General features: G+C 41.0%; 15 protein-coding genes and 2 pseudogenes. 11 read left to right on the top strand and 6 right to left on the bottom strand.

Going from position 1 to position 16,276, the window contains the following annotated elements; translation table 11 throughout:
• Nucleotides 1-9: 9 nt before the first annotated feature.
• Entirely contained in the window at nt 10-1,227 is a 1,218-nt protein-coding gene (gene mef(A), locus SPPN_RS01580) for a macrolide efflux MFS transporter Mef(A) (RefSeq protein WP_000417519.1), read from the bottom strand.
• Nucleotides 1,228-1,612: 385 nt separating this feature from the next.
• Nucleotides 1,613-1,783, bottom strand: coding sequence for a hypothetical protein (locus SPPN_RS01585; protein ID WP_000873143.1), 171 nt, complete (start codon nt 1,781-1,783; stop codon nt 1,613-1,615).
• 543 nt (nt 1,784-2,326) lie between these two features.
• Here SPPN_RS01585 and SPPN_RS01590 point away from each other — a divergent pair.
• A pseudogene (locus SPPN_RS01590) lies at nt 2,327-2,764 on the top strand (DNA-3-methyladenine glycosylase I); the annotation flags it as partial.
• A gap of 84 nt (nt 2,765-2,848) precedes the next feature.
• On the opposite strand, the gene SPPN_RS01595 reads toward SPPN_RS01590, so the two are convergent.
• The 4 genes from SPPN_RS01595 to SPPN_RS01610 form a co-directional block, all read right to left on the bottom strand.
• A complete protein-coding gene (locus SPPN_RS01595; RefSeq protein ID WP_000166114.1) occupies nt 2,849-3,112 on the bottom strand; it encodes a SemiSWEET family transporter in 264 nt (87 codons plus the stop codon).
• A 105-nt stretch (nt 3,113-3,217) separates the two neighbouring features.
• Nucleotides 3,218-4,252, bottom strand: a complete 1,035-nt coding sequence (locus SPPN_RS01600) for a S66 family peptidase (RefSeq protein WP_000626028.1) — start codon at nt 4,250-4,252, stop codon at nt 3,218-3,220.
• A 313-nt stretch (nt 4,253-4,565) separates the two neighbouring features.
• On the bottom strand, nt 4,566-5,249 hold the full coding sequence (locus tag SPPN_RS01605) for a DUF1129 domain-containing protein (RefSeq protein ID WP_000078022.1): 684 nt from the start codon (nt 5,247-5,249) through the stop codon (nt 4,566-4,568).
• 11 nt (nt 5,250-5,260) lie between these two features.
• The gene (locus SPPN_RS01610) at nt 5,261-6,205 is read right to left on the bottom strand and encodes a magnesium transporter CorA family protein (RefSeq protein WP_000815629.1); all 945 of its coding nucleotides are present in this window, start codon (nt 6,203-6,205) and stop codon (nt 5,261-5,263) included.
• A 131-nt stretch (nt 6,206-6,336) separates the two neighbouring features.
• Here SPPN_RS01610 and uvrA point away from each other — a divergent pair, with 131 nt between their 5' ends.
• The 10 genes and pseudogenes from uvrA (at nt 6,337) to cls (ending at nt 16,166) form a co-directional block, all read left to right on the top strand.
• Nucleotides 6,337-9,168, top strand: coding sequence for an excinuclease ABC subunit UvrA (gene uvrA, locus SPPN_RS01615; RefSeq protein ID WP_001152847.1), 2,832 nt, complete (start codon nt 6,337-6,339; stop codon nt 9,166-9,168).
• Nucleotides 9,161-10,222 (top strand): M24 family metallopeptidase, encoded by a 1,062-nt coding sequence (locus SPPN_RS01620; RefSeq protein WP_001042864.1) that lies wholly within the window; start codon nt 9,161-9,163, stop codon nt 10,220-10,222. Before uvrA ends, SPPN_RS01620 begins: the two co-directional genes overlap by 8 nt.
• Nucleotides 10,223-10,353: 131 nt before the next feature.
• The gene (gene spx / locus SPPN_RS01625; RefSeq protein WP_000591165.1) at nt 10,354-10,752 is read left to right on the top strand and encodes a transcriptional regulator Spx; all 399 of its coding nucleotides are present in this window, start codon (nt 10,354-10,356) and stop codon (nt 10,750-10,752) included.
• Nucleotides 10,753-10,817: 65 nt separating this feature from the next.
• Nucleotides 10,818-11,387 (top strand): SP0191 family lipoprotein, encoded by a 570-nt coding sequence (locus SPPN_RS01630; protein ID WP_000725131.1) that lies wholly within the window; start codon nt 10,818-10,820, stop codon nt 11,385-11,387.
• An 86-nt stretch (nt 11,388-11,473) separates the two neighbouring features.
• Nucleotides 11,474-11,740: an IreB family regulatory phosphoprotein gene (locus tag SPPN_RS01635; RefSeq protein WP_000507059.1), complete on the top strand. Its 267-nt coding sequence runs from the start codon at nt 11,474-11,476 to the stop codon at nt 11,738-11,740.
• Between the two features lie 3 nt (nt 11,741-11,743).
• Complete coding sequence (gene ruvX / locus SPPN_RS01640; RefSeq protein ID WP_001808830.1) at nt 11,744-12,163, top strand: Holliday junction resolvase RuvX; 420 nt, start codon at nt 11,744-11,746, stop codon at nt 12,161-12,163.
• Between the two features lie 15 nt (nt 12,164-12,178).
• Nucleotides 12,179-12,484, top strand: a complete 306-nt coding sequence (locus SPPN_RS01645) for a DUF1292 domain-containing protein (RefSeq protein ID WP_000017620.1) — start codon at nt 12,179-12,181, stop codon at nt 12,482-12,484.
• A 205-nt stretch (nt 12,485-12,689) separates the two neighbouring features.
• On the top strand, nt 12,690-13,940 hold the full coding sequence (locus tag SPPN_RS01650; protein WP_000464366.1) for a folylpolyglutamate synthase/dihydrofolate synthase family protein: 1,251 nt from the start codon (nt 12,690-12,692) through the stop codon (nt 13,938-13,940).
• A gap of 83 nt (nt 13,941-14,023) precedes the next feature.
• Nucleotides 14,024-14,488: pseudogene (locus tag SPPN_RS01655) on the top strand (SP_0198 family lipoprotein).
• 145 nt (nt 14,489-14,633) lie between these two features.
• Complete coding sequence (gene cls, locus SPPN_RS01660; RefSeq protein ID WP_000877327.1) at nt 14,634-16,166, top strand: cardiolipin synthase; 1,533 nt, start codon at nt 14,634-14,636, stop codon at nt 16,164-16,166.
• Nucleotides 16,167-16,276 lie beyond the last annotated feature (110 nt).

Consider the following 16,276-nt stretch of genomic DNA (forward strand, 5'->3'; position numbering starts at 1 on the left):
CAATATTGTTTATTTTAAATCTAATTTTCTAACCTCAGTTATCATTTGGCAAACTATAGCAATGCCAATAATTAAAATACCTGATAGTAAAAACCAATGATTTACACCGATTTTATCAGCAAAGAATCCAGAAAGAATTAACCCAATTGGCATAGCAAGTGACATGATACTTCCGATCAAAGAAAATACACGTCCTAAATATTCAGGCTTAATTTTCTCCTGAAAAAGAGCTGTTTGCACACCGCTATAAAATGGCACCGAAAGCCCCATTATTGCACAGCAAACTACGAATATTACAAATCCATTTGGAGGAAGTATTCCCGAAACGGCTAAACTGGTCCCCATTATAAAAAATGAACTTGTTATTAGTAATACATGCTTTTCGAAGCCCCCTAATCTTCCTAATAATAAGCCTCCTGCTAGCATCCCAAATGCAAAGGAAATTTCCGTAATAGAAATATGCACAGGCGTTCCATTAAAGTGTTCCATGCTTATTAAAGGAAATAGTGCATTGATTGGCATATAAACAAAAGTATATAGTGTTCCTAAGAGTAATAAGGCAAACAATCCTTTGTTTTGTCTCAGAACCACAACTCCTTCTTTCATCTCCCTTATGAAATTTGGTTCTAAACTTTGCACTTGATTACCCAGCTTAGGTATACGTACAATTGCTACCGTAATAGATGCAATCACAGCACCCAATACGTCGATGGCAATAATAGCATTTAAATCCCAAACGGAGTATAAGAGTGCTGCAACTGCCGGACTAACAATATAGCTTATAGACTGCAAAGACTGACTATAGCCTGCGCATTTCGTTAGCTGTTCTTCTGGTACTAAAAGTGGTGTAACCGCATTGAGTGCTGGGGTATGAAAAGCTGTTCCAATGCTACGGATAAACAATACTATCATAATCATCCAGACAGGTAGCTCCATACAGAATGCAACAATAGCAAGCACTGCACCAGCTGCTGCGATAATTAAATCGGCACCAATCATTATCTTCTTCCTATCATGACGATCCACTAGCACACCAATGGCAGGTCCCAAAATCGCATAGGGTAAAAAACCTACTAATGAAGCCATAGACAAGACCATCGCAGATCCTGTTTTTTCTGTAAGGTAAAAAATAATCGCCATTTGCAGGATGGCACTAGTGATTAATGATACTGCTTGCCCTGCCCATATTGCATAAAATTTTCGTTTCCAATTGTTGTATTTTTCCATTTATATTATCTCCTGCATATTATTTTGCTTGAATTTCTATTTTGAATAGCATTCTAGGCAATAAAAAATGCAGGCCAAACCCCACAATGTGGCTTTTGGTCTGCATACATACAATTTGGAAACATTCATATTAAAGACATAGTTAAATAAAGGTATAGTTAAATAACCAATATCCTCACCGTAACTAATGAATGCTCAATATCGTATAAATAAGCACAACAAAAAAGCCTATCATCGGGTATAGATTCTGCTTTTTTTATTGCCAGCTTATCTTAAACGCATTGAGGCTGTCATAGTTTCGGTTCCTCCTACATCTTTGTTTATATCAATTTATAGTATAACACAACAAGATGATATGTTCAATATAAAAGTTATGGAATGAGACTCATACTTCCAATTCGATGCCAGATTTAAAGGATATGACGAAGTTTTCTTCATAGACTGTAACGCTCTGGATTATCTTCCTTAGTAGCAAGCGATTAGCTTTCACAAAATCTTCTGTTTGTAGTTTTAAAAATTCATCAGGATTTTCTAACTCAACCTCAAAATATTTCATTTTACATTCCCTCATTTCATTTATTGATAAATTGAGTTTGCAAAAAAGAGTGGACAATTTTTGTCTACTCTTAACCTTTAAAATAGTTTTTTTTAATCGATTTGAAGTTGCCTAAATTATTACTTATTCGGTAAAATGAAGTATTGCTTTCAACAGATTTCCTTCAACTACACTTCACTTGATTCAAACAAGGTGGGTACATTTCTATTCCCACAAACTCCTTGTCAATGGAAACAAACACGTACCCACAGGGTAAATGGAAATAGAAACTGATAATTTCTAGCTATCACTTCTACTCATTCCAAAAATTTTCTCACTCTGATACTTACCCACCATAAAGCAAAAAGCCTTGCAATCAAGGCTTTCATTATCCCTTTCGTTCAAAGGTTTCTAAGCTTTTACGAGCAGAGCGACACACTCAGCGGTTCGCTATCTCCGTTCTGTCTGCGTGCTAGCACTTGTCAATCACGGACAGCTATCGCATGGGCGGAAGTAAATGCTAATCTTCGTCGTTTTACTCCTTGACTAGCAAACTTACCGCCTCAACATGGTCTGTCTTGGGAAACGGTGCTCAACAAACGTCAAGCTTTCCGAGAAGCATTTTATGGCTATCAAATTCAAGCGGTCGCAGAAATGACCGATACTGAATTGGAAGACTTGCTGGATAATCCAGCCATCATCCGAAATAGAGCCAAGATTTTTGCTACACGCGCTAACGCCCAAGCCTTTCTACGACTACAGGAAGACCATGGCTCTTTTGATGCCTATCTTTGGTCTTTTGTTGAGGGGAAAACGATTGTTAACGATGTTCCCGATTACCGCCAAGCCCCAGCTAAAACACCTTTGTCTGAGAAATTAGCCAAAGATCTCAAAAAACGAGGCTTCAAGTTCACAGGACCAGTCGCTGTCTTGTCTTTTCTACAGGCTGCAGGGCTAGTTGATGACCACGAGAATGATTGTGAATGGAAAAGCAGGAATTAGTGTGTACAGGTAACTAGCATATCTGAGAATATAGAAAAAAGCTGAGAAATTTTTCCCAGCTTTTTATATATACTATTAGATTTGTTAGAGTGAAGTCAAAAAAGTGATTCCACCTAAAATAACACCAGCTGAATTTGGAATGATTAGTATCCAATCCTTCTTAGGTTCCTTTGTCCATCCATAAATAACCCAGATTAAGCAAGATATAGCAGCTGATAAAGGTTGAAATGGTTGAGCTTTATTTCCTTGTAAATTAGCGATAATTTGAGGTATGTAGGCAATAAATACTATAATTCCAATAAAGGCACCAATAGAACCTACGATTCGATTAATTTTTTGTTTTGTCATATACACCTCCTTCAAAAGGATACCATAGAAATTAGCGAAATGCAATAAATTCAGATACAAATTGTAACGAAAACCAATACAAAAGCACAAAAATAGAGAAACTATTTATTTTTTGTTATAGTCAAAGCGAATGACTTGTTCCTGTGCATCTACATAGGCGTGAACGCCAAAGGGAACAATGGCTCTTGGAGTTGCGTGGCCGACATTCAGATTATAGACAATCGGGATATTGCTGTCAATGATATCCAATAGTGCCTCTTTATAGTCGTCATGGAAAGTTTCATCCATAGGTTTTCCGACCAAGAGTCCATTGATGACCGCGAATATGCCAGTGTCCTTTAAAGTTAGCAACATCTTTTTGAAGTCTTCTGGCTTAGGCTTTTCTTCGCTTGTTTCGAGCAAGAGGATTTTCCCTTCCCAGTCTGACAAGTCAGGGAAAAGTTTGTATTTTTGGCAGAGCTCCGTGCTATCTGCGTATCGAGAGTTGTCAAAGATATCGTAGAGGGATTCGAGGCAACCACCGAGGATTTTCCCCTCGAACTGAGCACTTCCTTGCAACAAGTCAAAACCTGTATTTGTATGACTGACACGAGGTGTTTCCAGGGCCGTGGGACTAAAATCAGTTCGTTCCTCATACCAAACGTCACTAGGGCGGATTTCTGAAATTCTTCCCGTCTCAATCAATTCTTTAAAGTAGTGAAGGCTATAGGCTAGCATTTCTTTGTCTAATTCACAAATGTCTGCTAAAAAGGATTGACCATAAAAAGTCTTGATTCCTAATTTATGCAACATGAGGTGGTTCATGGTTGTATCCGAGAAGCCAAGAAAAATTTTTTGTTTGATAACCTTTTGGAGTTGGTCATTTTCAAAAAGATAAGGTAGCAAGCGATAGGTATCGTCTCCACCGATGGCACATAGGATCATGTCGATGCTATCATCAGAAAAGGCATGAATCAAATCCTCTGCACGAGCTTCAGGATGGTCCTTGATAAAGTCTAATCCTTTTAACGAATGGGGCAAAAAGATAGGATTGAGTCCCAGATCCTTGAGACGTTGGATACCCAAGTCTACTTCGTGTTTGACAAAGTCCTCTCCGATAATGCCACTAGATAAACTAACAATACCAATAGTAGAAATCATATCTGATCCTCCTAGAAATAGATTGAGCCTATTTTATCACAAAATATAAGAGAAAGCTATGTGGGATTTCAGAAGAATACTTTTAATACTCTTCGAAAATCTCTTCAAACCACGTCAGTTTTATTTGCAACCTCAAAGCTGTGCTTTGAGCAACCTGCAGCTAGCTTCCTAGTTTGCTCTTTGATTTTCATTGAGTATGAGCCTATTTTATCACAAAAGATTAGATGGAGCTATGTGGATGTCAGAAGAATACTTTAAAATCAAAAAAGTAAGTGAAAAAGCAACCGCACCTGCAGTTGCTTTTATCGTTTTCTTATTCTTGATAGCGTGTTGGTCCTGCACTTGCACTACGGATATTCAAGCGTTTCTTGAGATAGAAGCGAAGGGCTAGGAGGGCTGCTCCAATAATAGCTAGTGGCAATGGATCCAGTACTGGGTTAAGGCTAGCTGGTAGGAAGCTTGTTGCAAAGAAGACAAGCAACCAAAGGAACATAGAAGCTAGGATAACTAGTACAGATTTCCAGAAAGGTGGACGTTGACTGCGATCCATATCTGGTCCATAGTATTGGTAAACAAAGTAGTACATCAAGTAGAAGGCAAATCCACCAACCAGTCCAACTAATAGAAGAGTAATCAATCCATAGCCGAAAGCTTGATCTGCCGCAAAGAAGGTTGTGAGGGCGCTGACAAGGGCAAAGAGGCTAGTGATGAAAAGAGCTGAGTCCATAATCATCAGTTTTGGATCATCATTTTCTTTTGGATGCTCTTTTTCGTACTGCTCTTTGACAGTGAAGCTATGAGCCCAATGAGTTGGTGCGCCGTATAGGGAACGGGCAGTTGTACCTTTAGATTGCTCCTCAAGGATTTGGGGAATGACTTCCTCAAAAATAGTCTGGATTTCAGCGTCTGTTTTCCCATCTTTGATGAATTGTTGGGTAGCAATGTGGACAAACTCTTGGTTTTTCTTAGTTAATTTTTGTAGATCAATTTGAGACATAGGAACTCCTCTTAGAACCATTTTTTATGGATGAGATAGAGAGTGAGCGAGACACTCATAGCAAAGGCGATAAAGACGATTAACCAGAAGGCATTTGGCTCTCCGTTTAGGGGGATTTCATTATCCTTAAAGTTCATACCGTAGGCAGAAAAGACCATGGTTGGGATGGACATGACGATGGTCACAAGGGCCAAGGTTTTCATGATGTTGTTCTGGTTGTTAGAAATGATAGAGGCAAAGGTCTCTGTCATAGAATGCAAGACGTTTCCATAAATGTCTGCCATCTCGATGGCCTGTTGGGTTTCAATCAGGGTGTCTTCAAGCAGGTCTTCGTCCTCAAGGTATTTCTTGATATTGCTGGTTGAACTGGTCAATTTCTTAATCACGCGCTCATTTGTTTTGAGGGAGGCTTTGAAATAGACGATAGTTTTTTCCAATTCCATGAGCTCAATCAATTCTTCATTACGAGTTGATTGATGCAGTTGACTTTCGATTTGTTCACTCTTGCGGTCGATTGAACGAAGGGCTGTTAGGTAAAGCTCTGCATTGCGATAGAGAATCTGGAAGATAAAACGTGAGCGCATGAAGGTATAGAAATTACGCAAACGACGGTTGATAAAGACATCAAGGACAGGTAGTGGTTCCAAACACGTAGTGATAATGGTTTCCTCAGTGATGATAATACCAAGCGGTATGGTTACGTAGTAGGTGCGGTTATTTCTTTCCTCCGTGACCGGCACGTCTACGATAATCAGGGTATACTCGTCTTCAATGGTAATACGAGACATTTCTTCCGCATCGAGCGGTGCTCGAAGGTCGGCAATATCAATATCGAAGGTGTTGGCGATTTCGAGTGATTCATTTTGAGTCGGATTGACGAGATTGATCCAAGTACCCGGTTCAAGCGTATCGATCTCTTTAAATTCAGTTGTTGTAGAGAGAAAAACTTGTTTCATATCCCTTATCCTTTCTCATTTTTCAGATTTTTTCACACCGTACTATTATACTACAAAATCGGCCTTTTGGGTAATAGAATCTCACTTTTTTTGGTATAATGGTAAGCAATAATGGACTAGAAAGAACAAAGATGCAAGATAAAATTGTCATTCATGGGGCGCGTGCCCATAATTTAAAAAATATTGATGTGGAGATTCCGCGAGACAAGTTGGTTGTCGTGACTGGCTTGTCAGGTTCAGGGAAGTCCAGTCTGGCTTTTGATACCCTCTATGCGGAGGGACAACGTCGCTATGTAGAGAGTTTGTCCGCCTACGCTCGTCAGTTCTTGGGAAATATGGAAAAACCAGATGTAGATGCTATTGATGGTCTCAGCCCAGCTATTTCCATCGACCAGAAAACGACTAGCAAAAACCCTCGTTCGACGGTGGGAACAACGACTGAAATCAATGACTATCTGCGTCTTCTCTACGCACGTGTGGGGACGCCTTACTGTATCAAGGGGCATGGAGCTATCAAGGCTTCTTCGGTGGAGCAAATCGTTGATAAGGTTTTGGAGTTACCTGAACGCCAGCGCTTGCAGATTTTGGCCCCTGTCATCCGCAAGAAAAAAGGTCAACATAAGAGTGTTATCGAGAAGGTTCAGAAAGATGGGTATGTCCGTGTCCGTGTGGATGGGGAAGTCTATGATGTGACCGAAGTGCCAGACTTGTCCAAGAGCAAGCAACACAATATCGATGTCGTGGTTGACCGTATTGTCATCAAGGAGGGCATTCGTAGTCGTCTCTTTGATTCCATTGAGGCTGCCCTTCGTATCGCAGAAGGCTATGTCATTATCGACACTATGGACGATTCGGAGTTGCTCTTCTCTGAGCATTATGCCTGCCCAGTTTGTGGATTTACTGTTCCAGAGTTAGAGCCACGTCTCTTCTCCTTCAATGCTCCTTTTGGCTCTTGTAGTGAGTGTGACGGTTTGGGCATCAAGTTGGAGGTGGATACTGATTTGGTAGTGCCAGACGCCAGCAAGACCTTACGTGAGGGAGCGCTAGCACCTTGGAATCCTATCTCATCCAACTACTATCCAAACATGCTAGAGCAGGCTATGACGACCTTTGGAGTGGATATGGATAAGCCTTTTGAGGACTTGTCAGAAGAAGATAAAAACTTGATTCTCTACGGCTCAGATGGCAAGGAATTCCATTTCCACTATGAGAATGAATTTGGTGGTGTGCGCGATATTGACATTCCTTTTGAGGGAGTTATCAATAATATCAAGCGTCGTTATCACGAGACAAACAGCGATTATACCCGCACCCAGATGCGTCTCTACATGAATGAGCTGACCTGCGGAACCTGTCACGGCTATCGTCTCAATGACCAGGCCTTGTCTGTTCGTGTGGGTGGCGAGCAAGGGCCGCATATCGGAGACATTTCAGACCTATCTATCGCAGACCACTTGGACTTGGTGAGCCAGCTGACCTTGTCTGAAAATGAAGCCATCATTGCTCGTCCCATTCTCAAGGAAATCAAGGATCGTTTGACCTTCCTTAATAATGTGGGTCTTAATTATCTGACTCTGTCACGTTCAGCAGGAACCCTTTCAGGTGGGGAAAGCCAGCGTATTCGTTTGGCAACCCAGATTGGTTCCAATCTATCTGGCGTCCTCTATATCCTAGATGAGCCGTCAATCGGTCTCCACCAGAGGGATAATGACCGTCTGATTGCTAGTCTCAAAAAGATGCGTGACTTGGGCAATACTCTCATAGTAGTGGAACACGACGAAGATACCATGCGTGAGGCTGATTATCTGATTGACGTTGGTCCCGGTGCCGGTGTTTTTGGTGGAGAGATTGTTGCTGCAGGTACGCCCAAGCAGGTAGCTCGTAACAGTAAGTCTATCACAGGCCAGTACTTGTCAGGTAAACGTGCCATTCCAGTACCAGAAGAGCGCCGTGTCGGAAATGGTCGTTTTATCGAGGTGACAGGAGCGCGTGAGAACAACTTGCAAAATGTTACTGCTCGCTTCCCACTAGGAAAATTCATCGCAGTGACAGGGGTGTCGGGCTCAGGCAAGTCTACCTTGATCAACAGCATCCTCAAAAAAGCCATTGCCCAGAAGCTCAACCGTAATTCAGACAAGCCTGGTAAATTTAAGACTATTACAGGGATTGAGCATGTAGACCGATTGATTGACATTGACCAGAGCCCTATCGGACGAACGCCAAGGTCTAACCCTGCTACCTATACAGGAGTTTTTGACGATATACGTGACCTTTTTGCCCAGACAAACGAAGCCAAGATTCGAGGCTACAAGAAGGGCCGTTTCAGTTTCAACGTCAAGGGTGGTCGCTGTGAAGCCTGTTCAGGCGATGGGATCATCAAGATTGAGATGCACTTCTTGCCAGATGTTTATGTGGCTTGTGAAGTATGCCACGGAACCCGCTACAATAGTGAAACCCTAGAAGTTCATTACAAGGAAAAAAATATCTCGCAGGTCTTGGATATGACCGTCAATGATGCGGTGGAGTTTTTCCAACACATTCCGAAAATTCAGCGTAAACTTCAGACTATCAAGGATGTGGGACTGGGCTATGTGACGCTAGGGCAACCAGCTACCACCCTTTCTGGGGGAGAAGCCCAGCGTATGAAGCTGGCTAGTGAACTCCACAAACGATCGACAGGAAAATCTTTCTACATTCTGGATGAGCCGACGACAGGACTCCATACCGAGGATATCGCTCACTTGCTCAAGGTTTTAGCTCGCTTTGTCGATGATGGCAATACAGTTCTTGTCATTGAGCACAATCTGGATGTTATCAAGACGGCAGACCATATTATTGACTTGGGACCTGAGGGCGGTGTCGGTGGTGGAACCATCATCGCAACAGGAACTCCAGAAGAAGTAGCGGCCAAGGAAGCCAGCTACACAGGACATTATTTGAAAGGAAAATTACATCATGAATAAACGCGTACAAGCATTTCTAGCTAAAATGCAAGAAAAAGAACTAGATGGTATCATCATCAATAATCTTAAAAACGTCTACTACTTGACTGGTTTTTGGGGCTCAAACGGAACAGTCTTTATCAGCCGCGACCGTCAGGTCTTGGTGACAGACTCTCGCTATATCATTGCAGCTAAGCAAGAAACCAGTGGCTTTGAGATTGTGGCTGACCGTGATGAATTGGCTGTCATTACAGGAATTGTTAAGGACATGGGCTTATCTCGAATCGGTTTTGAAGATGAGATTTCAGTCTCTTATTATCACCGTATGCAGGCCGCCTTTGAAGGAATTGACTTGCTTCCACAAACTCAGTTTGTCGAAGGTCTTCGAATGATTAAGGATGAAGCGGAGATTGCAGCTATTCGTAAGGCTTGTTCTATCTCAGACCAAGCTTTCCGCGATGCGCTTGACTTTATCAAACCAGGAAAGACAGAGATTGAAATAGCCAACTTCCTTGACTTCCGTATGCGTGAGTTGGGAGCATCTGGCTTGTCTTTTGACACTATCCTAGCTAGCGGTATCAACTCTTCCAAACCCCATGCCCATCCTATGCACAAACCAGTGGAGCTAGGAGAAGCTATTACCATGGACTTCGGTTGCCTCTACGACCACTATGTCAGTGATATGACACGGACTATCTATCTGGGGCATGTCAGCGACGAGCAAGCAGAGATTTACAATACAGTTCTAAAAGCTAACCAAGCCTTGATTGAACAGGCTAAGGCTGGCTTAGGTTTCCGTGACTTTGACAAAATTCCTCGTGATATTATCATCGAGGCAGGCTATGGTGACTACTTTACCCACGGTATCGGACACGGTATTGGACTGGATATCCATGAAGAGCCTTACTTTAGCCAAACTTCTACAGAAACTATTAAGTCAGGTATGGCCTTGACCGATGAACCAGGTATCTATATCGAAGGCAAATATGGCGTTCGTATCGAGGATGATATCCTGATTACAGAGACAGGTTGTGAATTATTGACCCTAGCTCCAAAAGAGTTGATAGTCATTTAGTTGTTTGTCAAGAAAAAAGTACGAAAATGACGAAAAAAGTCAAAAAAAATTAAAAATAGGTCGCAAGTCGGATGTTTTTTATGGTATAATAGACTAAACTGATAGTAACGTGTAGCGAAAGGGGTAGGTACATGATTAAAATTTATACAGTCTCAAGTTGTACTAGCTGTAAAAAAGCAAAAACCTGGCTTAATGCCCACCAGTTAAGTTATAAAGAACAAAACCTTGGTAAAGAAGGAATTACGCGAGAAGAATTACTGGATATTCTAACCAAAACAGATAACGGAATAGCCAGTATCGTCTCATCTAAAAATCGCTATGCCAAAGCCCTTGGAGTGGATATTGAAGATTTGAGTGTTAACGAAGTCCTCAATCTGATTATGGAAACACCTAGAATTTTAAAGAGCCCAATCCTTGTAGATGAAAAACGTCTGCAAGTTGGCTATAAGGAAGACGATATTCGTGCCTTCCTACCACGCTCTGTCCGTAATGTAGAAAATGCAGAAGCACGTTTGCGTGCAGCTCTATAAACATCAAGGCTGGGAGCAATTCCCAGTCTTATTCTATTTTAATTTCAAAAAGAAAGAAGAAAGAAATGAAAAAAATAGTTCTTGTTAGTCTAGCTTTCCTTTTTGTCCTGGTTGGTTGCGGACAGAAAAAAGAAACTGGACCAGCTACAAAAACAGAAAAAGATACGCTTCAGTCGGCATTGCCAGTTATTGAAAATGCTGAGAAGAATACAGTTGTAACCAAGACTTTGGTCTTGCCCAAGTCAGATGATGGTAGCCAGCAGACCCAAACCATTACTTACAAAGACAAGATTTTTTTGAGTCTAACTATCCAACAAAAGCGTCCAGTCTCAGATGAGCTGAAGACCTACATTGACCAACATGGAGTGGAGGAAACTCAAAAAGCTCTTCTCGAGGCGGAAGAGAAAGACGACTCCATCATAGAAGCTCGTAAATTAGCAGGATTTAAGCTTGAAACAAAACTATTGAGTGCAACAGAACTTCAAACAACGACTGGTTTTGATTTTCAAGTTTTGGATGTCAAGAAGGCTTCTCAGTTAGAATATTTGAAGAATATTGGCTTAGAAAATCTTTTGAAGAATGAACCAAGCAAATATATTTCAGACAGATTGGCAAATGGTGCGACAGAACAATAGAAAATCCAAATAAATAAACTGCCTGAATTGTAGAAGGTAAGGAATTATGCTATAATGGTACTATTCTAAGGAAAGAGGGTGTTAGAATGGGATTTACTGAAGAAACAGTACGTTTTAAATTGGACGATTCCAATAAAAAAGAAATTAGCGAAACTTTGACTGATGTCTATGCTTCGTTGAACGATAAGGGCTACAACCCAATCAACCAAATCGTAGGTTACGTATTGAGTGGAGACCCTGCCTATGTTCCTCGTTATAATAATGCACGAAATCAAATCCGTAAGTATGAGCGTGATGAAATCGTTGAGGAATTGGTCCGCTACTACCTTAAAGGACAAGGAGTCGATCTATAACCTATGAGAATTATGGGATTGGACGTCGGTTCAAAAACGGTAGGGGTGGCCATTAGCGATCCGCTCGGTTTTACAGCTCAAGGGCTTGAAATCATCCAAATCAATGAGGAGCAAGGCCAATTTGGTTTTGACCGCGTTAAGGAGCTGGTTGATACTTACAAGGTGGAACGATTTGTAGTGGGCCTGCCTAAAAACATGAACAATACAAGCGGACCGCGCGTAGAAGCTAGTCAAGCCTACGGAGCAAAGCTAGAAGAGTTTTTTGGTTTACCAGTAGACTATCAGGATGAACGCTTGACAACAGTGGCTGCTGAGCGTATGTTGATTGAACAAGCAGATATCAGTCGCAATAAGCGCAAGAAAGTCATTGATAAGTTAGCAGCTCAGCTGATTTTACAAAATTATTTAGATAGAAAATTTTAATATAAAGGAGAGGATATGTCACACGATCATAACCACGACCACGAAGAACGTGAACTAATCACACTAGTAGATGAGCAAGGAAATGAAACCTTGTTTGAAATCCTTTTGACAATTGATGGAAAAGAAGAATTTGGTAAAAACTATGTTCTTCTAGTACCAGTTAACGCAGAAGAAGACGAAGACGGACAAGTTGAAATCCAAGCTTACTCATTCATCGAAAACGAAGATGGAACAGAAGGCGAATTGCAACCAATCCCAGAAGACTCAGAAGACGAATGGAACATGATTGAAGAAGTCTTTAATAGTTTTATGGAGGAGTGATACAGTCTGGGAGACTGTATCAGCCCAACTCCTGAAAATTAGAAGAGTTGGAACATCCAGTGGATGTTTTAGCCCAAGTTAATATTCATAGTTGTTAGTGATTAGCTAACCAGGTGAGAGGTCGGGACGAAAATCCTGACCTCATTTTTTGTTATCTACGGAATTTTACTAGATAATTGATTAGACTTTTGTCAAGGAGATGTGTATGTTTGAAGTAGGAGAATGGCTTTATAGTCGGATTGGTTTGAATTTTCGATCAGGCTTGAGCCGAATGCAACAAGCGGTGGATTTGTTAGGAAATCCTGAGCAGTCTTACCCTATTATCCACGTAACAGGGACTAATGGGAAAGGTTCTACCATTGCTTTTATGAGGGAGTTATTTATGGGGCATGGCAAAAAAGTTGCAACATTTACCTCCCCTCATATCGTATCCATCAATGATCGAATCTGTATTAACGGGCAACCAATAGCTGATGCAGACTTCATCCGTTTGGCTAATCAGGTCAAGGAGATGGAGAAAACGCTTCTGCAAACTCATGACCAGTTGTCTTTTTTTGAGTTGCTGACCTTGCTTGCTTTTCTCTATTTTAGGGAGCAAGAAGTGGATTTGGTTTTACTAGAAGTGGGAATTGGCGGCTTACTTGACACGACCAATGTGGTAACTGGAGAGATTGCTGTCATCAGCTCCATTGGGCTTGACCATCAAGAAACCTTGGGTGATAGTCTAGAAGCAATTGCAGAGCAGAAAGCTGGTATTTTCAAGGCTGGTAAAAAGGCAGTGATTGCGAAATTGCCTCCAGAAGCTAGACTTGTCTGTCAGAAAAAAGCCGAATCTTTAGCTGTTGACCTTTATCAGGCAGGTCAAGATTTTTCAGTGCTGAATGGTGATTTTTCAAGCTCTTTACTAAATCTTTCACAGCTGAACATAGGCTTAGAAGGAGCCTATCAGCAGGAGAATGCGGCCTTGGCGTTGCAAACTTTTCTTCTTTTTATGGGAGAAAGAAAGGAAGCTATTGATGAACAGGCTGTAAGAAAGGCCTTGGAACAGACCCATTGGGCTGGTCGCTTGGAGCGTATTCGCCCACAGATTTACTTGGATGGTGCTCATAACCTCCCTGCCTTGACTCGCTTGGTTGAGTTTATCAAAGAAAAAGAGCAGGAAGCCTATCGTCCTCAAATCCTCTTTGGGTCCTTGAAACGGAAGGATTATCAAGGGATGTTAGGTTATCTGACTGAGAATTTGCCTCAGGTGGAACTCAAGGTAACTGGCTTTGATTATCAGGGAGCTTTGGACGAAAGGGATGTGACAGGTTACGATATAGTTTCTTCTTACCGAGAATTTATCAGCGATTTTGAAGAAAGAACAGATGCTCAGGATTTGTTATTCATTACAGGGTCTCTCTATTTTATCTCAGAAGTACGGGGCTACCTGCTGGGGCATGAACAGATAAATTGACCACCTTTTTTGAACTTGTTATACTAGGGGAATTGCTGGTTAGAGAAAATTTCTCTAAATTGGTAGTAGAAAGGAAATCCATCATGAAATTAAAAAGATTCACACTTTCTCTTGCTTCTCTAGCAAGTCTTAGTCTCGTAGTAGCTTGTTCACAAAGAGCTCAACAGATTCAACAACCAGCAGCTCAAGCACAAATATAACAAACTCAGCAATCACAACCTGCTGCTTCATCGTCTACAGAAAATACAAACCAGGTAGCAACAAGTTCTTCACAAAATGCACCTGAGGCTCAACCGACTGATATTGATGGGACTTATACAGGCCAAGATGACGGAGACCGTATCACTTTAGTGGTAACTGGAACGACTGGTACATGGACTGAGCTCGAATCTGACGGGGATCAGAAAGTCAAACAGGTCACATTTGATGCAGCAAATCAACGCATGATTATTGGTGATGATGTCAAAATTTACACTGTAAACGGTAATCAAATCGTCGTAGACGATATGGATAGAGACCCATCGGACCAAATCGTTTTAACTAAATAAGACTATGCAAGTAGGAAGGGCTGGATTTTTCAGCCTTTTTACTTTTGCTTAGAAAATAATCATAAATACTTGCCTTCTGTCGAATACCTGAGTTATACTAGTATCAATTACTTGTTTTTAGCATTCAAAATATCAAGGAGGGGATATGAAATATAGAAAATTTCAATTATTGATGTCCAAGTATGGCTTTAGTCTTTCGATTATGCTACTTGAACTTTGTCTGGTTTTTGGTCTCTTTCTTTATTTAGGGCGCATGGCCCCCATTTTATGGATTACTGTCCTCATTCTACTGAGTATCATCACAATCATTTCGATAGTCAACCGTAATACGACTCCTGAGAATAAGGTAACCTGGTTATTAGTAGCCTTTGTGCCAGTATTTGGCCCCTTGCTCTATCTGATGTTTGGTGAGAGGCGATTGTCCAAAAAAGAAATCAAACAACTGAAGAAGCTAGGCTCCATGCATTTCCAAGAAGCAAATAGCCAGCTACTAAAAGAGGAATTAAAAGAAAGTGACAAGGCGGCATATGGCGTCATTAAGTCCTTATTGAGTATGGATACCAATGCTGATGTCTATGATCAAACTGCCTCTACATTTTTTCCTAACGGAGAAGCTATGTGGAAAAAGATGGTAGAAGATCTCAAAAAGGCTGAGAAATTTATCTTCTTGGAATATTACATTATAGAAGAAGGTTTGATGTGGAATCGTATTTTAGAAATCTTGGAGCAAAAAGTTGCTCAAGGCATTGAAGTTAAACTGCTCTATGACGATATTGGCTGTATGGCTACTTTAACAGGAGATTATGCACATCGACTTCGTCAGCTAGGCATCGAGGCCCATAAATTCAATAAAGTTATTCCTCGTTTGACAGTGGCCTATAATAACAGAGATCATAGAAAAATATTGATTGTTGATGGTCAGATAGCCTATACTGGTGGGGTCAATCTGGCAGATGAGTACATTAACCACGTCGAGAGATTTGGTTATTGGAAGGATAGTGGAATTCGCTTAGACGGGCTAGCAGTAAAAGCCCTGACACGCTTATTTTTGACCACTTGGTACATCAATCGAGGAGAGATTAGTGATTTTGATCAATATCATTTAGAAAATCATTCTATCCCGAGTGACGGTTTAACCATTCCATACGGAAGTGGACCAAAGCCAATTTTTCGAACGCAGGTAGGGAAAAAGGTTTATCAGAGTTTGATCAATCAAGCAACGGAATCGGTCTATATTACGACACCTTATTTGATCATAGACTACGATTTAACGGAGACAATCAAAAATGCTGCTATGAGAGGAGTTGATGTTCGGATTGTCACCCCTTACATACCAGATAAGAAGTTCATTCAGTTAGTCACAAGAGGCGCTTATCCAGACCTTCTTTCTGCTGGTGTTCGAATTTATGAGTATAGTCCAGGTTTTATTCATAGCAAGCAGATGTTGGTAGACGAAGATTTTGCGGTGGTGGGGACAATCAATCTCGACTACCGAAGCTTGGTACACCATTATGAAAATGCAGTCTTACTCTATAAAACTCCTTCTATAATGGAAATCGCCCGAGATTTTCAAAATATATTTGCAGATTCTCAGGAAGTTTATCCCCATTCTATCAAAACGAGCTGGTATCAAAAGCTTGTAAAAGAAATCGCCCAGTTATTCGCCCCAATCTTATAAGAAATCTAGGACTTAGGAAATGACCGAGTCCTCTTTTTCTTGCTTTTTACGAATAGAAAGATATAGGGAGGGACGATGCTGACTCAGAAAGAATTGGATTATATCATAAC

This window comes from Streptococcus pseudopneumoniae IS7493 (genome assembly GCF_000221985.1).
Taxonomy (GTDB): domain Bacteria; phylum Bacillota; class Bacilli; order Lactobacillales; family Streptococcaceae; genus Streptococcus; species Streptococcus pseudopneumoniae.